Below are 17,054 nucleotides of genomic sequence, written 5' to 3'. Positions count from 1 at the left end.
TTTCCGTGATTGACGTAATCATGGCTGTCGCAGCAGCTCGGACAAAACGCCTGTTCCGGGTCAATCTCATCCCCGCATCGCGGGCACGCAGCCTCCGTGCTCATCAATCACCTCATCGCAACATCTTGAGGGCACCAACGGCGGTGCCGGTGTAGAAAATCCAGCTGATCATCTGGCCGCCCCATTCCTCCAGGATCGGCACACTGGCTATGCCCCATCCGAACAGGAACACGCTGTCGAGAATGACCGCACACCACCAAAGTCCGAGCGGAAGCACGAACACACCGGCAAAGATCCAGTAGGGCAGATGCTGGAATTTGGCTTTCTGAAGGTCGGCCATCACCTTGGTGTGGGCGACAGCCGCCTCGATCTCGGCGATTGTCACCTCCGCCCGGATCTTGGCTTCGCCGTTTTTCCGGGCTGCGTCCGCCCGAAGGTAGTCCAATGCCTTGTCAACGGCACCGCCCGACAGGAATTTCAGGGCAAGGGAGAGAAGGAAGCTCATCCGACATGTCTCCATTCCTTCGCATCATGGAGACGGCGAAGCTTGATCTGGCGGGCGATAAAAAACACCGCCCCGCCGATGGCAATCAGCGCCAGCCATTTGTTGTCGCTGATCAGACCGAGGACCGGCGCTACAAGACCGGCGATGTCCTGAATGAGCCCTGAGAAACCTTTCAAGGCCTCCAATCCGGCGACACCTTCAAGGCCGCGAACCGTTTCAGCGACCCCGCCAATGCTAGCCGCGCCAACGCCGATCAGGGTGAGATTGTCAGCCTGACGAATGGTTTTTGAACCGGCTTGTCGCAAGTCCTTTACGGTAAGGTTTTCGCGAGTGCCGCCCGGTTGAAGATTGATTGGAAGAGCCGTTTCCAGAGCCTCTACCGTCTGCGGATCGACAATGCCTTCAGCCGCAAGGCCATGATCAACCTGAAAGGCGACGACTTGCCTGCGGGTTGCAGGACCGAAATCGCCGTCGACTTTCAGGTGATACCCAAGTTCGACAAGGCGCTCCTGCAGAGCTGATACCTTCCGGCCTTTTGAGCCGAGCCTCAACTCCGTCTTGGTGTCCGAGATAGTTCGGACTTTACCGCGCGCAGCGATCAAGCGGTTATAGGCCGCCTGCATGTGCCCGGCATAATATGACACCTGACCTGAACCGTTGTATCGGCGGGCGATCTGCTGGAAATCCTTTTCCCGAAGAGCCTGCAGCAATCCAACCTTTTTCAGGAAGACAATGAACCCTTCCTGCTGGATTTCCTCGGATTGCGCAAAGGCGACAACAAAGTCCTGCACCGACGCGTAGCCGCAAAGTCCGTGGTTGAAGCCCATGATCTGGTAGGCTCCGTAAGAGACCGACTTGAGCGCCGCCGTTTCGTCCAGGCCAGCCATTTGGTCCAGACGGTCCCATCGCTTGTCCGAGCCAGCGCCCCCCAAGCCTTTGTAGTTGTTCCTGGACCACTTCGGGGTGGCCAATCCCATGCGGCTTGCCTTGCCACGCAAGGCCTTCGACAGCTCCCGCCAAAAGACATGCTTTTCCGTGAGGATGATCAAACGGCCCTTGTCATCGAAAGCGCGGCCCTTGCTTTCCACTTCATCAATCGCAAGGAGCACCTCGACTTCAATGTCGAGCCGCCGCGCGGCAAGCTCCAAGCCAGAATTGTCGGCAGACTTGCCGCCGCCAGCTTTGAGAAGGGCAACCGTTTTGGACATGTGCGCGCACCTGAGTTCTGGTGATCAAGTTCGCGCTCAAGATTGGGGATTTTCGAAAATCGCCGGGGCTGTCAACTGTCAGTAACAGGACTTCAAGGCCCGATAAGCGGTGTTTAAAACAGGCTTAGCTGTTTGGCTTCCGGCTCGCCGGTGCCGTTCTTTTTTCTCTTGTCGCGCAATCGCTTTTGCGCCCGGAATGCCGTTCGCTCGGAAAGACCAGCCGCGCGGGCAGCAGCGCGGGGGCTTGCTCCTGCGAGAAGCTCTTGTTCAAGTTGCTTCTGTGCTTGCTTCATGATCGCCACCGGACCCCGCGGGATCACGATATGGCGAACCCCGGCTTCCCGATGCTCTGCTGACAAGGTTCGGAAGTAGTCACAGATTTGATCAGCCGCTTCACGACCCACAACTTCGACCAGCCAATGCCCCTCAGTGACCCTTGCAGGGATATCGATCCGGGTTCCGCCCCGCGCCTTGGCGAGCGCGAGGGCGGCGTCAACGCCTGCCGCCTCTGCGATCTCGCCAAGATAACCGGGGAGGTCTTCGGGTGTCATTTTCCGATCCCTCTCACCAATTCGCCGAGCCGGTTCATGATGTCGATCCACTCCCGGTCGGTGAGGGCAGAGAGCGGGCGGTCAATGCGGAACTCAGATTGCAGGAAGCCTGCCAGTGTGCCCGGTTGCCGGTTGGCCTGAGCCAACAGGCCCCATTGGAGCTGGACGATCTGGTAACGGTGATCATTCAGGATCGGCGGGTGAAACTTGTTGAACGTGAACAGGTCTAGTGCCTGTGTTTCCCGTATGATCCATGCCTTGAGGGCTTCAATGACTTTCCTCGCGTCCTCGCCATGATGGAGGAACCGCGAATGATCAATGCCGGTCTGGCGTTTGAGGAACGCCGTCATGGCCTTGTCGGTGCGGTTCCTGAACACACCAAGGTTCCAACCCGCGATCCAGAGTGCCTGCAGTTTGGGTGCAAACTTGCCGGTCGCCCGGTTTGCCTTAGGTGCCGGGCGCGTGGGAACAAAGCCATCCGCCTGGAAGGCCATATAGACCTTCTGCCGTTCCCGTTCACTCAGATCGCGGGCGGAACGCTTGCCGGTGAGCGCTTCCAGCTTGTCCCGATAGGTGTCGTCATCAAGGCCGAGTTGCTTTTGGGCAATCTTCAAAATCTGGATGCTGGTCATGAGGCGGCTCCCACGTCGCGGCCAATAGCCCAATCGATGCCGACGCTGGTCGGTTGCAACCAATCCCATTTGTGAAGAAAACCAACAAAGGAAGTGGCCCGATAACGCAGACGGAAAAATACATACATGTCCCGATAGGACGTGAAGCCGTCAGCCTTAGCGAAGGCGGTGATTTGCTGTTCGCTGGATAGTTCAAGTTCGCCGAGCCTAATCGGAATGGTAAGTTCCGGGTTCCCGAGAATAATCGGCGTGACTTCCGTGCAAACCGGGTCGATCACAGAAAGCTTCCGGCAGTGCTTGGTTCTTTGCCCGGTGTAGAGCTGGATTTTGTCACCAACCCTGCAGCGTTGGGTCTGGCGTATGGATTGGCGTTTCTTGCCTCGCTCAACCGGTTCGGCAAATTCTGCCATGAAATTGAAAGCGACCATGTTAGACACCTCCATGACCGGTAAAGGACCAATCATCGGTATCTGGTCCCGGCATAGTGACCGGCTGTTGCGTGTCCTCAATGCGGGTTGCGCTCGTTCTGATATCGCGCGCGACTATCAGAAGGATGTGCCGGGTACGGCCATCGCAAGCCGGGTTTTCCGCCATGTGTTCCATGAGGTCAGCTGACGTCCGCATGATTTGCAGGACAACGGGCTCGCTCATCGTTTCAATCCTTGTAAGGAAGCCTTGGTTGGATCTGGTCACCAACCGGACCAGCATCCCCGAGCGGTTCCGGTTTCGTCTTGGCTTCCAGTTCCCGTTTCAAAAGCTCGGTGGTCGTTCGTTGTAGTTCTTCATTCAAAAGGCGCTGGACGCCCCGGCGAAACCGGAGCCGGTGCGCCTTCGCCTGGAGTTCATCCCGGCGACGGCGCAGATTTGTCACCTCACTCCACCCATCTGCGGTGTTGGCGAGGCGGGACATGTCATGCGGCCTTTGCCAAATCGATCGTGACGCTCTGCCATTCGGCGTCCGGAGCCTTGCGCTGGTAGAACCGGACATAGGTTTTAGAGCCTGTAACCCGCATCGCATCCCGGATCGCGCCCATGGCCCTCTGCCAGCGCTGGTCTTCGATCTCCAGGCGCAGGAGCATGAAGATTTCAGACCTATTGATCTGACCTTCCTTGTCGGTGTTGAAGGCGCGTGTGACGATGGCGCGGATCTCAGGGCGGCTATCAGCCGCCCATTCAATCAGGCACTCGTCAATGAGGGTTTTGGCCGTCTGGAGTTGCGGTCCGAAATCAATGTAGTCGGCAACTTGAACGGTGACCTTTTGGCAACCGTCAAATGACATGTAAGTCCGGTTCCCTTTTTTGCCGCCGCGTTGCTCTCCATACTCCTGTTCCAGAAGAGCGTCGAACTCACCGAGGTCGGTGAAGGTGTGCCCCTTGAACCGGGCAATCTGCGCCGACAGCTCGCTCGCGAATTTCATGATCTTGCGGACTGTCTCGTCTTCCAGCTTGTCCTGCGGTTTGACCAGTTCCAGAGGAACAAGGTTCCCCTTGGCGTCGACCATGTACTGCTTCCCGCCAATATCCTGCACGCCGTCATTTGCGGCGTTGGCTTCGGGCGTGGTTTCCAGTGCGGCTGCGGTCATTGTCTATCTCCTGAATGCTCAGAGGGGTTCTTTTGGCTGGCAACCCGGCTTGGGTCCGGGGCGCCATAGTCTTTTCCGGTTACGTCCTTCAAAATCTGCCGGGTCAGCTGCATTTCTTTCAGCCTGGCAGCGGCGTCTTGTGTATCGTCCAAGAGCTGTTGCGCGGGAGAGGTTGGGATCGGAACCGGAACGGGTTTTCCATATCGCCTCAGTGGGGGGCGTCTGCCTGCCTTCGGAACCTCTTTGGGTTCAGTGATCAGGGCGTGGGCTTTCTCGATACCTTGCGCGACTTCAAGCGGCTTGCGACCCATTTCAAGGGCGATCTCATTGACTGTTTCACCCATGCGATCGAAGCCGAGCAACATTGCCAGTTCCCGCCGCGTCCAATAGCCAGTGGAAGTCATGCTGCATCCCCCCCGGTTGGAGGCGTAGGCCATCCACGCCTGAGATGTTCGGACAGATCAATCACGTCCGCAGTGGGCTGACCGACAGCGCCGTATAGCTCTTCCTGCATTGCCTTCACGCAGGCGCGGTTGATCTCTCCAACACGGTGGGCGTGAAGTTCCTGTTCCATGGAAAACGCCATCTGCTGCGCGGCATGGAGACGAAGATCCAACCGCCCAAGGAACGGCTTGAGGACGGGCCAGTCGGCAAGATCGGCGGCAACATCGCGGCGGAGAATGCTGAGTTCTGTGGCGAGGGAGGTTGTCATAGGGCAGCCTCGTTCACATTGCGGTTTTTCCACGCGGCCATGATATCGGTAACTGTCACCTCTTCGCGCCCATCACCGAGCGCAATCATGGTGGCCAGCTTCATGGTCTTGTCGATCTGGCGAAGCGCGCCGCCCTTGAGGGCAATGCCCTTAAGCTCACGCACCGCCTTTTCTTCCCGCACGCCCCATGCCGAGATGAATGCGAGAATGTCTTCCTCGTATGGCTTGTCTCGCTCGATCCGTTTGCCGAACCGGCTCTTGAGCTGGTCATAGGAGCGGTTGGCTTTGTTGCCTTTGGTGAAGCGGTCGTAGATCTCGTTATTGCCGACGAGGGCAAGGCCGCATTTGTTCTTGTCCGAGAAATGTCGCAGCTGGTTGATCGCGTCATCATGAAGGTTCTGGGCTTCGTCGATGATCAACAACGTGCCGCCACCGGCCCGTTCCAGTTTGCGCCCGATGGCCCGTCCGAGTTTGGCCGGGTTATGTTCTTGAACATCCAGTTCCTCGGCTATCTCAATCAACATCGCATAAGGCGTTTTTGTGTTCGGCGACATGGTCGCCATGAACACGTTTGGCCGTGCATCCCGGTATCGTTCGCAGGTTGCCGTCTTGCCGACACCGGCTGCGCACGTGATGACCGCCACGTCATCGGTCGCCTGCGCCCATGCGAGCGTTGAAAAAATCTCGGTGAACAGGCGCGTTTTCACGTAGTCCGGGGAGGAGGGAATGAGCGCGATCATGTCCTGTGTTTCTGCGACCTGATCGAGCCAATTGCGCATCTTCTGGTTGACGGTGCCCAGCCGTCCTGGGTATTTGCCCAAGAACCACGGATTGAATGTGCTAGAGGCAACGCCGCAACGTCTGGAGACTTCGCCCTGACTCCACCCTCTTTCTATTCCGAGGCTGCGGACACGTTCTGTCAGATCAGTCCAATCGCGGATGTCCGCTTCGGTGCGATTGTCTGTAAGGGCCGGTGTCTGCCGTTCTCCGTCCCAAGATTGTTTTGCGCTGATGCTTGTGGCGCTTTGGGTGTTCATTTATGGTTCCTTTGGTTTCTTGACCGCAACTCACCTGATGCGATCATTTCCGGCGGGGCTCTGGTCAGCCCCGCCTTCTTTTTTCGGAACCGTACTCACTACTTTTCGGCTCAGTTTGGTCGGAGCTTTGCTCCGGAAAATCGAGGACATTGCCGAACCCGACCAACGACATGGCGCGGGAAAACTTGTCCTCGAATTCGGTTGACTGGTTTTCGGCTTCTTCGCTCTCCCGAAGCTTCTGCTCCTTGCGGTCGGCAAGGGCGTTCGGGATAAGCCGGGTTACTGCCGGATGGATCGGCTCTGGCTCGGCGACCGGTTCGTCGACGCTTTCATAGAGCGTTGCCAGTTCTTGCGCGGACAGCTGCACATGAAGGTCCTTGAGTTCCTTCTGGTGCTTGAGAAAGGCGCGGCGGGCGCGGCTGTGATCCCTTGCTGCATCCTGATCGTTGAACCCTGCATCGTGAACGCAGTCCGCATCGCAGATGAACCGGTTGTTGAGGTCATAAACCTTGACCGGCTGATGGAAGTTGTCCGGATCAAAACGAATGACAACGTCCTTGCTGGCATATTGTGTGAGTTCTTCCGACCAGTAGCGGTTGCCCTGGAACTCGATCCGCCCGTTGCCGGGCCGTGTCTTGATCGCTTCGGAGGCAAGAAGCCAAAGCGCCCGTTGTGAAGGGGAGGCAACACGGACGATTGTGGCCTGATCTTCCATGGAGGCACGAAACGTTTCGTCAAAAGATCGCCCCTTGCAGTTTGCTGCCGTTCTGCCGTCTTGCGCGTTGTGATCGCGAATGCGGGCAGCAATAAAAGCCTTGAACTTTTCAAAGGGGATTGCCCGGCTCATGTAGTCGTCGGGCTTGTGCTGCGGGCTGCGACCCGTATAGGCCCCGGCGCAAAGGGGATGGCGGGAGATCGTGTCGGTCAGATCCAGAAACGCCCGTTCGATCGGCTTGGACTGACCCGAATATGGCGTCGTGAAATGGACCTTCGCCCCAAGCGTAGTCAGCAGGCCGTCCGGGTCTTCGTCCTTCACCTTGAACCGGAACCGGCTCTTTGCGCCGCCCGAGATCCACTTGGAGGCAAAACCGCGTCCGTTATCGAGATAGATGTCTTCAAAGATGCCGTAGGTCTCAACCACGTCACCAATAACCAGGCGGACCGTTTCCTTGTTTTCCGTTTCGGACAGGCGCCAGCCGATGATCTTGCCGGAAAACAGGTCCTGAATGGCTACAAGGCAGGGACGCGAGGGCTTCTTGCGACCGGGGAACAGGACAAACACGTCGAATGTGTGCCCGTCCATGTTGACCATCTGCATGGCGTGAATATGTGAGCGCGTCCGGCGCTGCGCAGGGTAAAGGGTCTTTGCCTTGTCCTTGCTCTCGCGCGCCATTGTCTGGACCGATTTGGGTACCTCGTGATTGAGGCGGCGGCGCAAGGACCGCTCGGACGGGAACGGCACAAACTCGTTTGCCTTTGCGAACTTTTCGACCCGGCGATAGCAGGCAGAAAATCCCGGCTTCCCCGGTCGCAAATAGTCGGATTTCAGCATCTCCCACAGATCGGGATGACACTCGGCAAACTCGATTGCCTTGGCTGTCGATGGCGCAAGGGCCGCAAGCCAGTCCTCGCGCTCATGGTGAAGGACCTGAGAGCGCCAATTGTAAACGGTGGCCGTGCTGACCCCGGCTGTCTTTGCCGCGCGTTTGATCGCGTCAGCGGACTTGAGGCCCGCCACTTCGAATTTTGTCACCGCTTGGAGGGTCTTTAAACGCTCTTCGCAGACCCGTTTTTGTGCCTCTGAAAGACCGTGAAACCGGTCCCAGAGTTTCCGGCGGGCGTCTGCCTGCGGATCTTCTTCGTCATTCGCCGCAGGCTCCATGAGAAGCGCGAGACGAAGTTGCGCCGGTCCCGGCAATAGGGAGACATGGAACTCCTGTACGGATTTGGTGCTGCCGGGAACAAGGCGGGACTTCTCCGTCCAGCCGTCCTTCTTGGCTCTTTTCAAAAGCCCTCGAACGCTGTGAGGCATGTCAGGCAATCTGGCCTCTGCCAGTTCCGCGAAGGAAAACCACTCTTTCATGCCCGCCCCCTTTTGATATCCACCGGAGTGGAGCGAAGGGATTTGAGCTTCTGGCCGATTGCCTTTTGGTCCTGTTGCAGGCGGGCGATCTCGGCGAGGCGCGCTTCATCCCCTTGCAAAAGGGTCAGGCCGTCCTCGCAGACAATCTCGTCCCAAAGCCACGCAGCGTCCGTGGCCCGCACAAAGGCGCGAAACCGGACAAGTGAAATGTCGTGGCTGGACTTGCTTTCCGCCGTGTAGGCATCGAGCGTGGATTTGGAGAGGCTTTCCTGTCCAAGATACTTCGCCATGCGGGCGGCAATAGTCGCCCGATCCAGATTGCATTCGCGAATGGCCCGAGCCATTGCCCGCTTGATGCGGGATCGGAACCGGTCAATGTCGATGGTAGTCACCGGCATGCGGACCGGAAAGACAGCTTCTTCAAAGAGGTCGAACTGATCAGGGGTTTGACGGGGCATCACGCGGCCTCCTGTTCGGAGGTGCTAGCGGCAACCTCATTCAGGAATTGTGCCCGCGCCACCGGCGTTGCCTTGTCCCAAGCGTTCTTGAGCGCGGTAAAGGAAATCAGATCCTTGTCAGGCTCAATCTTCGGCTTGTTGCTGGCGAGGGAGACGGCTTCGGAAAATTCCACTCCTTTTGCGATCGCTTTGGAAACCCGCTGCTGTTGGCTCGGTTCCATTTTGGCGAGCTTGAGCAGCTGGGCCTGATTGTCGGCAATCGGGGTGTTGCGGAGCGCTGCCCGCACATGCGGGTGCAGATTGTGCGCGATTTGGTGTAGGCGGCGGATCTTGCGTTCAGACCATCCCAAACGGTCTTTTACATGTTCTGTTAGCTCACGCTCTCCGGCGAATACCAAATTGCCAACTTGGCAATTTGAACCTGTGTCACCGCCGCGCTTGATCTCGCCGTGCTTCTTTTCCCAAAGCTCGCGGTATGTTTCGACAAAAAGGGCGCGGTCGATAACGGACAGCTCATTGCGGTAGAGGTTCTCTGCAATTTCAATCAGCTGAGCCTCTTCCGCGCCAGCCTTGACCACCACACAATCGATCTCGGAAAGTTCGAGGATCTGGAAAGCCCTATACCGGTGGGCACCGGCGACTATTGTGTAAGAGCCGCCTTTGGCTGCAGGCGTTGACCGAACCGTAATCCGGTTGATCAAGCCTTGGGCGGAGATGGAGGCCGCGATTGCTTCTGCGTGACCTTCGTCAATATCACGAAGGCGGTCACCGAGCAGAATGCTTGAAAGGGAAATTGTCTTGAGGTCAGCCATTTACGCGCGCTCCTCATGAAATTGGGTGTCATCAATGACGCTGCCTAGCTCCTGTTCAAAGAACCGGGCAGCCCGATCAGCCAGGGCGACGTACACGGCATCGAAAACCGGAACATCTCGCCGCCGTTTCACGCCCAGGCAGGCGCGGGCCACGACTTTCTTTTGAAATCCGAACAGGAGGCCGATGCGCTTGCGCGGGATCTGGAACCGCATGTTCAAAATGGCAATGACGATATGCCGGGCCAGATAGGCGTCGAACATTCGATGGGGCGGGGTGACAATGAACTCCATCGGCAAATGCGAAAACTGCATCTGGACCGACTTGCGGGCGCAGGCCGTCATCATCATCAACCGTTCTTGTTCATTATGTGGATTGAAGGTCATGAGGTGTTCCCGCTTATCCCTTGCCGTCGCACCAATCGCAGCGGTGTTTGCAAAGCTCACAGCCGCTTTCTGGGTCGATGCAGGCAAATTCCTCTAAGCAGTCATGGACAAAGCCGGTGCCGTGACAGTTCGGGCATTCAGCTTCGGTTTCGAAGTCGGTGAGATCGTCGAACTCTGAAAGGCCGTTCATGCCGACCTCCGGTCTTCTGCTTCCGGGTGAACCTTGATGCCAAGTTCACGGAGCAATTCATTGACGACGCACTGGCCGCCGCCAAAAAGCTTCAACATTTTCAAGTGATGATCATCAACAAAGTAGTCTGAGAGTTCATCCGCGTTCTTGCCGGTCAGGGCGCAGCAAACCGCGAACAGCGCCTCGTTGAAGCCGGAGTTGTAGATGAACTCCAGTTCGGTATGTCTCGGTGCCGGCGTTTCAGTTCTCGCGGACCAATGAGCCAAGGCCAGAAGAACTTTTAACCCGTTCACCGAAGGATTGAGGCGATTAACGGGCGCGTCGAAAAGACCACTCGTTGTGAGCAGCTCGTAAGTCTCCGGTGTGATGGGTTGGCATAGCGTTTGCCCCCAGAGATCATCGTAAGGATTGATAGGTTCAATCTGCTCGTTACTCATGTCTAAAATCCTATTGAAATTGGTCAGCCAATAATCAGCCGGGAAAGCTCACCGAGGCCGATGCCGACCGCCATGGCCGTCACAACAAGGACAACCAGGCCGAGGCCTGGAATGGCAAAACAAGTGGGCTTGGATGGCTCTTGAGAGGAAAAGGGATTGCCGTCGATCATGTCTAAACCTCGGGTTCGATTAGACGTTGCCCGCAGAAACCGCAGGCGGCATTCTCAGGGTGTGGCGCAGGGGAACGGCACCTGACCGCCGGGGCAATCAAGTTGCTCTTGTGCTTCCCGCAGGGAGGATACGAGGCGAGAGCAGGCCTTCCCCCGCGCCACAGGCTGATCAGAAAACAGCGCTGGAGGAGATCACGCAGCTTCCTGATCGGAGGACTGGCCGGAGGACGGCGGCGATTTCGCTCTAGCGCCCATCGGGTCGTATTTGTTAGAAAGGATCAGCGAGGGCCGGATCGGATACCGGTCTGGCCAGATTTCTTCGGCAGGCGTTTCGAAAAAGTCAGCAATGGCTTTCTCGGCTTTGCGAGTGGTGTTTCGCTTGACCTTGGCCATGTATTTCGGAGAGATACCAGCCAGTTCGGCGAGCTTTGCGAAGGTCATGCCTTGCCGGTGGAGTTCGGCCTTGATGGCTTCATAATCCCAGCTTCGCGGCGGGTTTTTGGGCTTTGCCATTGGTGCCTCGTTCATTGGGAAACGGCTTGTTGCAGCAAGCCGTTTCCTTTGGCCTCAATATGCGATTTTCCGCGTTGGTTAATCGCCGTGACAACATGGGTATAGCGCGATATCGCCCTTTAGTAAAGTGCGAAATCGCCTATTAGGTGAGTTATTGGCTAGACCTGAGCGAAAAGCTGACACCCCAATAGGGCAAAGGCTTCGGGAAATTCGAAAGAGATTTGGAGATCCACCGCGAGATGAATTTGCGGTAAAGCTTGGTGTAAATCTAAGCACCATTGCTCGATACGAGCGGGGCGAGATGGAGCCATCTTGCGCCGTATTGGCCGCCTATGCCGACGAATTTCAGGTAAACCTTAATTGGCTGATAACTGGGAGCGGCAAGATGTTGGTCGGAGACGAAACATCCGTCGGCGATTTGAGCCTCGGGGATGTGCGAAAGCTAAATTATAATATCGCATATGCGGCGGCTGAGCGGCTGTCTCGGCGCGTCGATCCTAGTCAATTCGCCGAGACATTTGTTGAGGCATTCGATCACTTGTTCAATGAGAAGCTGCTTGACCGCAAGTCATCTGAAAACGTGGTTGGCTTTGCTTCTGCGCGATTGAAGCGCGCATCCGCTCAAGACGGAGACTAAGCGTATCGTAGTCGGGACTAATATATCCTATCTCTGGTATTCCAACGCCAGCAATCAGTCGATCACGATAGACCAACGGTCGCCAGCCTGTCGCTGTATAGAAGCGCCGGTGTTTGTTTTGTTTGAAGGCCCAAAGGCAGCTCGGCCACATCCCTTTTGAATGCAGGAAATCAGACATTAAGGACATGACTGTCGGGCCGACTAAGCCCCCGCGAAATGGTGGGAGAATATAAGCTGCATGCAATTCGCCAGCTGCATCAATGCTCGGATCATTGTTTCTTTTACAAAGCGCAAAGCCAACGACAGTACCGTCAGACACTATTGAGAAAAGTGCTTCTTCGTCGTTCCGCTTTTCAAACCAAGTTGTCCACTGTTGCTTTCTGTACTCTAGGTTTCTTATTGAGTGCACTTCCTTTGGCATGAATGAATAGACTTCATTCCAGCAACTTACATGAATTTTCGAAATATCATTTACGTCATCTTTATGCCCTAGGCGTATTGCTATGGTCATCGGAAAATCTCCCAAAACGAAGGATTGTCACTCCTTCATTATGAGATGAAAGTCGCAATGTTTGATCGGTTTGAAAAAGAAAATGCCGTTAATTTTTTCAAACAAATGCCGGATCGCCGGAGAGCCCTTCTCATCAACATTGTGGTTGGTATTTCCAGCGCAATTCTGGCAATAGCGCTGTATTCAACCTACATGGACTTAATCGATGGAAAGGTTACAGAAGACCACGTCGGAAAATTGACCGCCGTAGCTTCTTGTTCGACGGGGCAGTCACCCGCTATCGAGTGGGAAAATGCGCGTGACGCATCCGATCACTGGCTAGATCCCCTAGACTTGCGCACTCGAAATCGAATTGCCGACTACCTAATGTCAATCATAGAACCCCACGCGTGCGGTATTGGCCAGACCCTTGGCGCTAAGAACAATTAGCGGATACAGCGCAGATTGTTTCCACGCTATCGCCGTATCCGAGTGCAGGAAGTTTGCCCGATCAATTCCTTCTTCTGATTTATTTAGAACGGGTAGTGACAGGACATTGGGCGGTATTTGGGCCGCAGGAGGAAACGAGGCCAATACGCTACCGTCAGGGCGCAAGATTGCCGAAACGCAGCTAACACACTGGGTCTGCGAGCTGATCAATAGATGGGGCGAAACAATTGCCACAACAGTTACATCGCCTACCTTCTTCGCTACAGGGATAAATGGAACGCCTGAAGTCCGGCCTATCGCGGCATCTCCAATTACGACCGCCGAGGTTTCTCGGGACTGCCGGAAATAGTCGCGATCGGACAGGTCGATCACTTTCGCGGGATACCGAAAACTATCGTGGATCAACAGTCCCTTTTCCGAGAGGATGATGATTGCCCTTACGCCTTCGAGGCGGCTGGACAGCTTGTTGATGTGCTCATGAATGACACGTGAGTTTTTGCCAGTCCGAGCGACATATCCAACATTGTCCAACGCATAGTCGACGCCGATCAGAACGCGCTCTGCTGATAGCTGATTAATCAATGTATACGTTCGAACTTCCGCAGCGACATTGGCGAAATTTACGTCCTGTGCCCGACTTTCAGAAATTAACGGCAAGAGCACAAAAAGTGCGGCGCTGAGAAAATATTTCATACCAAATACCTCTACGTAAGAGATAGGTATTTATAACATTGACCGTTATAAAACGCTGCGTGAAAAGCTGGCGAAGGTTTCACGGTTCGAGTGCCGTTTGACGTCATTGCCCATTGCCAGGTTGAGAATTTGTGCCGAAATCGGTTCCATTTCTTCTGCAGGCCGATGCGCCGCAGAAGTTGTTGTAGTTATGTAGTTTTTCGGCTTTTTGGGCAGAATTGGAACTGAGTTCCTTTTTAAAATTGGCTTCTCTACGGCTTCGCTGCCAATATGAGAGAAAGCGCAAAACTGATTTATTGGCGGTTTAACAAGGATTTAAATGGTACTTGAGGGCTTTTTGAACGCGGGTTGAAAGTTGGCGTAAAAAATCGCTTTTCACAGCGATTTACCAAAGCATTCTAATTTTGCTCGTCAAAATCCGTTACGGGGGTTCTTCGTCTGTTTTCCGCTACTATCTTGAATTAACGGCGTTTTTCACCTCTTCCCGCCAATTTCCACCTTTTCCCGGTATTCTAAGGCTGGTAGTCAATTAACACTCAAAAAAACGGGCCCAGATAAGGTCCGGGGCGGCGTTGGGAAGATGGAGCTGACGGACGTCGTCAGCTCCAGATCGACCTAGAATCGGATCGTTCCCTTGGCGAAAATGCCGTGTTGTTGAGTTTTTTCAGATAGTTGCCCCTTGTAGCCCATCGTGACTGAGACGTTGTCAGGACTGAAAATCGTAAGGCCGGTTTCCAAATTGGCAGAAAAGTCTTCCAGAACGGTTGTGGTCGTGAAGCTGTCGACCCCGCCAGGCGCCATGATGAAGCTTGCGGCGAGCGAATGTTCGTTGTTCGGAGTGAAGGAAAGGCCGCCCTTTGCAAAGGGTTTCACCGTCATCGTGTCAGAAAGCTGGAATTCGGTGCCCACCTCAACTGCCGGTACGATGGAAAAGAATGTTTCATTTCCGCCGCTAATCAGAAGATTTGCAGCTCCGCCACCGGTTTCTCGGGCATCTCCGCGGTTCAAGTGGGTGAGGTTGAGGTCAACAGACGGTTTGGCGTACCAGCCGTTCAGCGGCATGGTGTAGGCCGCCTTGAGTTGGCCCGCGACATAAACTGTATCCGTGTCCGAACTCGCTACCCCGCTGTTGTTGGAGATCGTGATCCTGCGGGTGGTATCGAGTTGCGCAAAGCCTGCACCAATGGCGCCGCCAAACAGGAATTGGCCCGGCTGATATTTTACAGCACTCCCGAATTGAAAGCGGTTTCCATCACTTTTGGCGCCGTCATTTGTCTCGACAAACGCTCTTTCGTAGTTAGCAGCAAAGTTCAAGGCCCAATTTTCCAGGGGGGTAAACTGCACACCCGCAGAGAAGCCGTACGCTCGTTCATCGAACCCGATTGTTGACGAGGTATTGTCGGCACTCAGGAAATGTCCGTCAACTCGCGCCCACACGCACCGGCCTTCACGCACAACCGATGCAACGTTGCCCATTGTCGGGCAGGAAAAGAGGCTGTCGGTGAACTTTTGCGCCGACGAGAGGTTGGCGGCTTGAGACGCAACCTGCGCGGCTGGCAGCAGCTGATTGAGGTCTCTTTGATAGTCAGACAGGCCAGTCGACCCATTGACCAGTTCAAGCAGCAGCGAGGACATCTGTCCTCCGCCTGCCGTGTTTGCCTGATTCAGCGTGGACGCCAGATTTTGCTGGTTGGAGTTAAGCCCATCCGCGTTGAAGTCGATGCTCTGGACGCTGATTTGCAGGGTGTTTGCGTCTGGATATAGGAGACTGGCGTTTAGTACCGGGGAGTGGAGCAAGGTCAATCCATTGTCCGTCACACCGCTCGATGCCGTGAGGATGGTATAGGTTCTGGCTGCCGTCCCCAGTGCCGTGATCCGTGTCTTCACGGTTCCTGCAAGGGAGGCACTTCCTGCGCTGACGTTGGCAAGGTCGCCTGATCCGTCTGCCAGATTGAGATCTATCTGGTAAGTCCCGCTTGTTCCTTGCACCAGATTTCCTGTTGCCACGTTTGTCGTGACGATGGAATCCGTGCCTCCGGGGGACCAGACGCCGTCGTTGGAAAACTGGTTGCCTGCGCCAAGTACAACCGTCGCTCTCGAATTGAAGATGCCGCCAGCCAGATTGTTGAAGGCATTGGCACCGGCGCCTAGGTCAATGCTGCCGGTAATTGTTCCTCCGTTATTGACGATTGTCTGGTTGGCGCCAGTTGTGCGGATTGCATAGTTGCTTGACGTAATCGTGCCATCATTGCGCAGGCCGCTCGAAAGTGTGTCAGCCAGAATAGCGTCCGCATTTGATGTGCTTGCTGATGCTGAAATCGTGCCTGAGTTCAAAAAGAGACCGGAAATCGTCAAGGCATAAACGCCTCTGGCAATGTCGTCTGTCGCGATCGCGGAGATGGTGCCTGTGTTGGTGAAACCACCGGCGATGTTGTCCGTCTCCACCCCGGTCGCTTGGTTCGTGCCGGCTTTGGCGGTGATTGTGCCACTGTTGGTAAAGCTGCCGCCGATGTTCCCCGTCTCGACGGCGTTGGAAGTGCTTGTTTCGGATATTGAGGTAATCGTGCCGCTATTGGTGAAGTTTCCGGATACAACGTCGACTTCAACCGCATCGGCAATGGATGTTCCTGCATGGGAGGAGATCGTACCGCTGTTTAGGAAATTTCCGGTTATGTCGTTGGTTTCAACCGCATCGGCTATCGCTTCACCTGTCTGGGCGGTAATCGTGCCGGAATTGATGAAATCGCCGTATATGTCACGGGTTTCGACTGCATCAGCGATGTTGGTACCTGCTGTCGCGGAAATTGTGCCGCTATTGTCGAAATTCCCCGTGATGTTACCGGCCTCGATACCATCTGCAATGCTGAGATCTGATTGAGCGGATATTTTGCCGGTATTGATGAGGCCGTTGCCGACGTCATCAATGTCGACGGCTTCAGAAACACTGCTGCTGCCTTCAGCGGTGATCGTTCCGTTGTTGATGAATGTGCCGGAAATATCTTCCATCTCGACGGTGTCTTCGCCAGTCAGTGTTCCCTCGTTGCGAAAATTTCCCGTGATCGTACCATCGACATTAATCGCGTTCTCCGTTGTGCCCGTCGTCGATACAGACCCATAGTTCGTGAAGTTGCCCGATATTCCACCATCTATCTCAATGACACCAGCCCCGGTTCCACCTGCAGCGCCATTGCCACCATTGCCGCTATCATCCACCGTTGCGCCGGTTTGAACTGTGACTGCTGATGTCCCGGCAGCGGAATAAATGCCATCTGTATCGTTGCCATCACAAGTAATTACGCCTGCAAGATTTGTACATTGGGCATTGGCCGAAGATGAAGCCATCAGAGCAATGCCAGAACTTGCTGCCAGGAGGACGGCGAGATAGGTGAGTTTTTTACTCTGCGGCTGGAAGTCGTTCGAGCTGGCCTTTTTTACCAAGCTGTCATTGTCCAGTTTCATATCAAACCCATGCGGAGAGGAAATAGAATCAGAACAATTTTTATATTTCA

The 17,054-nt window shown here is 55.2% G+C and carries 23 protein-coding genes; 1 reads left to right on the top strand and 22 read right to left on the bottom strand.

The annotated features are described in order from the left end of the window. Positions 1 to 112 precede the first annotated feature (112 nt). The 19 genes from F0155_RS19610 to F0155_RS19530 form a co-directional block, all read right to left on the bottom strand. Complete coding sequence (locus F0155_RS19610) at positions 113 to 505, bottom strand: hypothetical protein (RefSeq protein ID WP_150526263.1); 393 nt, start codon at positions 503 to 505, stop codon at positions 113 to 115. Then, positions 502 to 1,713 carry an N-acetylmuramidase domain-containing protein gene (locus F0155_RS19605; protein WP_150526262.1) on the bottom strand — a complete coding sequence of 404 codons (1,212 nt, stop codon included), beginning with the start codon at positions 1,711 to 1,713 and terminating at the stop codon, positions 502 to 504. The genes F0155_RS19610 and F0155_RS19605 overlap by 4 nt, the downstream gene beginning before the upstream one ends. Positions 1,714 to 1,826: 113 nt before the next feature. Next, the gene (locus F0155_RS19600; protein ID WP_150526261.1) at positions 1,827 to 2,264 is read right to left on the bottom strand and encodes a hypothetical protein; all 438 of its coding nucleotides are present in this window, start codon (positions 2,262 to 2,264) and stop codon (positions 1,827 to 1,829) included. Further along, on the bottom strand, positions 2,261 to 2,896 hold the full coding sequence (locus F0155_RS19595) for a gp16 family protein (RefSeq protein ID WP_150526260.1): 636 nt from the start codon (positions 2,894 to 2,896) through the stop codon (positions 2,261 to 2,263). Before F0155_RS19595 ends, F0155_RS19600 begins: the two co-directional genes overlap by 4 nt. Beyond that, positions 2,893 to 3,324 carry a hypothetical protein gene (locus tag F0155_RS19590; RefSeq protein WP_150526259.1) on the bottom strand — a complete coding sequence of 144 codons (432 nt, stop codon included), beginning with the start codon at positions 3,322 to 3,324 and terminating at the stop codon, positions 2,893 to 2,895. The genes F0155_RS19595 and F0155_RS19590 overlap by 4 nt, the downstream gene beginning before the upstream one ends. A 1-nt stretch (position 3,325) precedes the next feature. Then, a complete protein-coding gene (locus F0155_RS19585) occupies positions 3,326 to 3,547 on the bottom strand; it encodes a hypothetical protein (protein WP_150526258.1) in 222 nt (73 codons plus the stop codon). A 4-nt stretch (positions 3,548 to 3,551) separates the two neighbouring features. Then, positions 3,552 to 3,806 (bottom strand): gas vesicle protein V, encoded by a 255-nt coding sequence (locus F0155_RS19580; RefSeq protein ID WP_150526257.1) that lies wholly within the window; start codon positions 3,804 to 3,806, stop codon positions 3,552 to 3,554. A 1-nt stretch (position 3,807) separates the two neighbouring features. Beyond that, positions 3,808 to 4,479, bottom strand: a complete 672-nt coding sequence (locus tag F0155_RS19575; RefSeq protein WP_150526256.1) for a DUF3164 family protein — start codon at positions 4,477 to 4,479, stop codon at positions 3,808 to 3,810. Continuing rightward, positions 4,476 to 4,883 (bottom strand): hypothetical protein, encoded by a 408-nt coding sequence (locus F0155_RS19570; protein WP_150526255.1) that lies wholly within the window; start codon positions 4,881 to 4,883, stop codon positions 4,476 to 4,478. The genes F0155_RS19575 and F0155_RS19570 overlap by 4 nt, the downstream gene beginning before the upstream one ends. Beyond that, positions 4,880 to 5,191, bottom strand: coding sequence for a hypothetical protein (locus F0155_RS19565; protein ID WP_150526254.1), 312 nt, complete (start codon positions 5,189 to 5,191; stop codon positions 4,880 to 4,882). The genes F0155_RS19570 and F0155_RS19565 overlap by 4 nt, the downstream gene beginning before the upstream one ends. Continuing rightward, the gene (locus F0155_RS19560) at positions 5,188 to 6,228 is read right to left on the bottom strand and encodes an AAA family ATPase (protein ID WP_150526253.1); all 1,041 of its coding nucleotides are present in this window, start codon (positions 6,226 to 6,228) and stop codon (positions 5,188 to 5,190) included. Before F0155_RS19560 ends, F0155_RS19565 begins: the two co-directional genes overlap by 4 nt. Before the next feature lie 64 nt (positions 6,229 to 6,292). Continuing rightward, positions 6,293 to 8,311 (bottom strand): transposase domain-containing protein, encoded by a 2,019-nt coding sequence (locus tag F0155_RS19555; protein WP_150526252.1) that lies wholly within the window; start codon positions 8,309 to 8,311, stop codon positions 6,293 to 6,295. Next, the gene (locus F0155_RS19550) at positions 8,308 to 8,769 is read right to left on the bottom strand and encodes a hypothetical protein (protein ID WP_150526251.1); all 462 of its coding nucleotides are present in this window, start codon (positions 8,767 to 8,769) and stop codon (positions 8,308 to 8,310) included. Before F0155_RS19550 ends, F0155_RS19555 begins: the two co-directional genes overlap by 4 nt. After that, positions 8,769 to 9,581 (bottom strand): ParB/RepB/Spo0J family partition protein, encoded by an 813-nt coding sequence (locus F0155_RS19545; protein ID WP_150526250.1) that lies wholly within the window; start codon positions 9,579 to 9,581, stop codon positions 8,769 to 8,771. The genes F0155_RS19550 and F0155_RS19545 overlap by 1 nt, the downstream gene beginning before the upstream one ends. Continuing rightward, positions 9,582 to 9,965 (bottom strand): hypothetical protein, encoded by a 384-nt coding sequence (locus F0155_RS19540; protein ID WP_150526249.1) that lies wholly within the window; start codon positions 9,963 to 9,965, stop codon positions 9,582 to 9,584. Between the two features lie 13 nt (positions 9,966 to 9,978). Further along, positions 9,979 to 10,155, bottom strand: coding sequence for a hypothetical protein (locus tag F0155_RS23465; protein WP_161599847.1), 177 nt, complete (start codon positions 10,153 to 10,155; stop codon positions 9,979 to 9,981). Beyond that, a complete protein-coding gene (locus F0155_RS19535) occupies positions 10,152 to 10,592 on the bottom strand; it encodes a hypothetical protein (RefSeq protein ID WP_150526248.1) in 441 nt (146 codons plus the stop codon). The genes F0155_RS23465 and F0155_RS19535 overlap by 4 nt, the downstream gene beginning before the upstream one ends. A gap of 23 nt (positions 10,593 to 10,615) precedes the next feature. Then, positions 10,616 to 10,762: a hypothetical protein gene (locus F0155_RS23460; protein ID WP_161599846.1), complete on the bottom strand. Its 147-nt coding sequence runs from the start codon at positions 10,760 to 10,762 to the stop codon at positions 10,616 to 10,618. A 192-nt stretch (positions 10,763 to 10,954) separates the two neighbouring features. After that, complete coding sequence (locus F0155_RS19530; protein WP_150526247.1) at positions 10,955 to 11,275, bottom strand: helix-turn-helix domain-containing protein; 321 nt, start codon at positions 11,273 to 11,275, stop codon at positions 10,955 to 10,957. 127 nt (positions 11,276 to 11,402) lie between these two features. Here F0155_RS19530 and F0155_RS24125 point away from each other — a divergent pair, with 127 nt between their 5' ends. Beyond that, positions 11,403 to 11,912 carry a helix-turn-helix domain-containing protein gene (locus tag F0155_RS24125; protein WP_425299989.1) on the top strand — a complete coding sequence of 170 codons (510 nt, stop codon included), beginning with the start codon at positions 11,403 to 11,405 and terminating at the stop codon, positions 11,910 to 11,912. On the opposite strand, the gene F0155_RS19520 is transcribed toward F0155_RS24125, so the two are convergent. The 3 genes from F0155_RS19520 to F0155_RS19510 form a co-directional block, all read right to left on the bottom strand. Beyond that, positions 11,818 to 12,423, bottom strand: a complete 606-nt coding sequence (locus F0155_RS19520; protein ID WP_150526245.1) for a GNAT family N-acetyltransferase — start codon at positions 12,421 to 12,423, stop codon at positions 11,818 to 11,820. The two genes, F0155_RS24125 and F0155_RS19520, sit on opposite strands and share 95 nt — an antisense overlap. 369 nt (positions 12,424 to 12,792) lie before the next feature. Beyond that, positions 12,793 to 13,545: a PDC sensor domain-containing protein gene (locus tag F0155_RS19515; RefSeq protein WP_150526244.1), complete on the bottom strand. Its 753-nt coding sequence runs from the start codon at positions 13,543 to 13,545 to the stop codon at positions 12,793 to 12,795. Between the two features lie 615 nt (positions 13,546 to 14,160). Further along, on the bottom strand, positions 14,161 to 17,004 hold the full coding sequence (locus F0155_RS19510; RefSeq protein ID WP_161599845.1) for an autotransporter outer membrane beta-barrel domain-containing protein: 2,844 nt from the start codon (positions 17,002 to 17,004) through the stop codon (positions 14,161 to 14,163). Positions 17,005 to 17,054 lie beyond the last annotated feature (50 nt).

The organism is Roseibium sediminis, assembly GCF_008711325.1.
Taxonomy (GTDB): domain Bacteria; phylum Pseudomonadota; class Alphaproteobacteria; order Rhizobiales; family Stappiaceae; genus Roseibium; species Roseibium sediminis.
This window is presented reverse-complemented; position numbering and strand designations above follow the sequence as displayed.

Excerpts from the sequence above, each read along its gene's own strand:
- F0155_RS19610 (WP_150526263.1), bottom strand. The coding sequence starts at position 505 with ATGAGCTTCCTTCTCTCCCTTGCCCTGAAATTCCTGTCGGGCGGTGCC.
- F0155_RS19605 (WP_150526262.1), bottom strand. The coding sequence starts at position 1,713 with ATGTCCAAAACGGTTGCCCTTCTCAAAGCTGGCGGCGGCAAGTCTGCC.
- F0155_RS19600 (WP_150526261.1), bottom strand. The coding sequence starts at position 2,264 with ATGACACCCGAAGACCTCCCCGGTTATCTTGGCGAGATCGCAGAGGCG.
- F0155_RS19595 (WP_150526260.1), bottom strand. The coding sequence starts at position 2,896 with ATGACCAGCATCCAGATTTTGAAGATTGCCCAAAAGCAACTCGGCCTT.
- F0155_RS19590 (WP_150526259.1), bottom strand. The coding sequence starts at position 3,324 with ATGGTCGCTTTCAATTTCATGGCAGAATTTGCCGAACCGGTTGAGCGA.
- F0155_RS19585 (WP_150526258.1), bottom strand. The coding sequence starts at position 3,547 with ATGAGCGAGCCCGTTGTCCTGCAAATCATGCGGACGTCAGCTGACCTC.
- F0155_RS19580 (WP_150526257.1), bottom strand. The coding sequence starts at position 3,806 with ATGTCCCGCCTCGCCAACACCGCAGATGGGTGGAGTGAGGTGACAAAT.
- F0155_RS19575 (WP_150526256.1), bottom strand. The coding sequence starts at position 4,479 with ATGACCGCAGCCGCACTGGAAACCACGCCCGAAGCCAACGCCGCAAAT.
- F0155_RS19570 (WP_150526255.1), bottom strand. The coding sequence starts at position 4,883 with ATGACTTCCACTGGCTATTGGACGCGGCGGGAACTGGCAATGTTGCTC.
- F0155_RS19565 (WP_150526254.1), bottom strand. The coding sequence starts at position 5,191 with ATGACAACCTCCCTCGCCACAGAACTCAGCATTCTCCGCCGCGATGTT.
- F0155_RS19560 (WP_150526253.1), bottom strand. The coding sequence starts at position 6,228 with ATGAACACCCAAAGCGCCACAAGCATCAGCGCAAAACAATCTTGGGAC.
- F0155_RS19555 (WP_150526252.1), bottom strand. The coding sequence starts at position 8,311 with ATGAAAGAGTGGTTTTCCTTCGCGGAACTGGCAGAGGCCAGATTGCCT.
- F0155_RS19550 (WP_150526251.1), bottom strand. The coding sequence starts at position 8,769 with ATGCCCCGTCAAACCCCTGATCAGTTCGACCTCTTTGAAGAAGCTGTC.
- F0155_RS19545 (WP_150526250.1), bottom strand. The coding sequence starts at position 9,581 with ATGGCTGACCTCAAGACAATTTCCCTTTCAAGCATTCTGCTCGGTGAC.
- F0155_RS19540 (WP_150526249.1), bottom strand. The coding sequence starts at position 9,965 with ATGACCTTCAATCCACATAATGAACAAGAACGGTTGATGATGATGACG.
- F0155_RS23465 (WP_161599847.1), bottom strand. The coding sequence starts at position 10,155 with ATGAACGGCCTTTCAGAGTTCGACGATCTCACCGACTTCGAAACCGAA.
- F0155_RS19535 (WP_150526248.1), bottom strand. The coding sequence starts at position 10,592 with ATGAGTAACGAGCAGATTGAACCTATCAATCCTTACGATGATCTCTGG.
- F0155_RS23460 (WP_161599846.1), bottom strand. The coding sequence starts at position 10,762 with ATGATCGACGGCAATCCCTTTTCCTCTCAAGAGCCATCCAAGCCCACT.
- F0155_RS19530 (WP_150526247.1), bottom strand. The coding sequence starts at position 11,275 with ATGGCAAAGCCCAAAAACCCGCCGCGAAGCTGGGATTATGAAGCCATC.
- F0155_RS19520 (WP_150526245.1), bottom strand. The coding sequence starts at position 12,423 with ATGACCATAGCAATACGCCTAGGGCATAAAGATGACGTAAATGATATT.
- F0155_RS19515 (WP_150526244.1), bottom strand. The coding sequence starts at position 13,545 with ATGAAATATTTTCTCAGCGCCGCACTTTTTGTGCTCTTGCCGTTAATT.
- F0155_RS19510 (WP_161599845.1), bottom strand. The coding sequence starts at position 17,004 with ATGAAACTGGACAATGACAGCTTGGTAAAAAAGGCCAGCTCGAACGAC.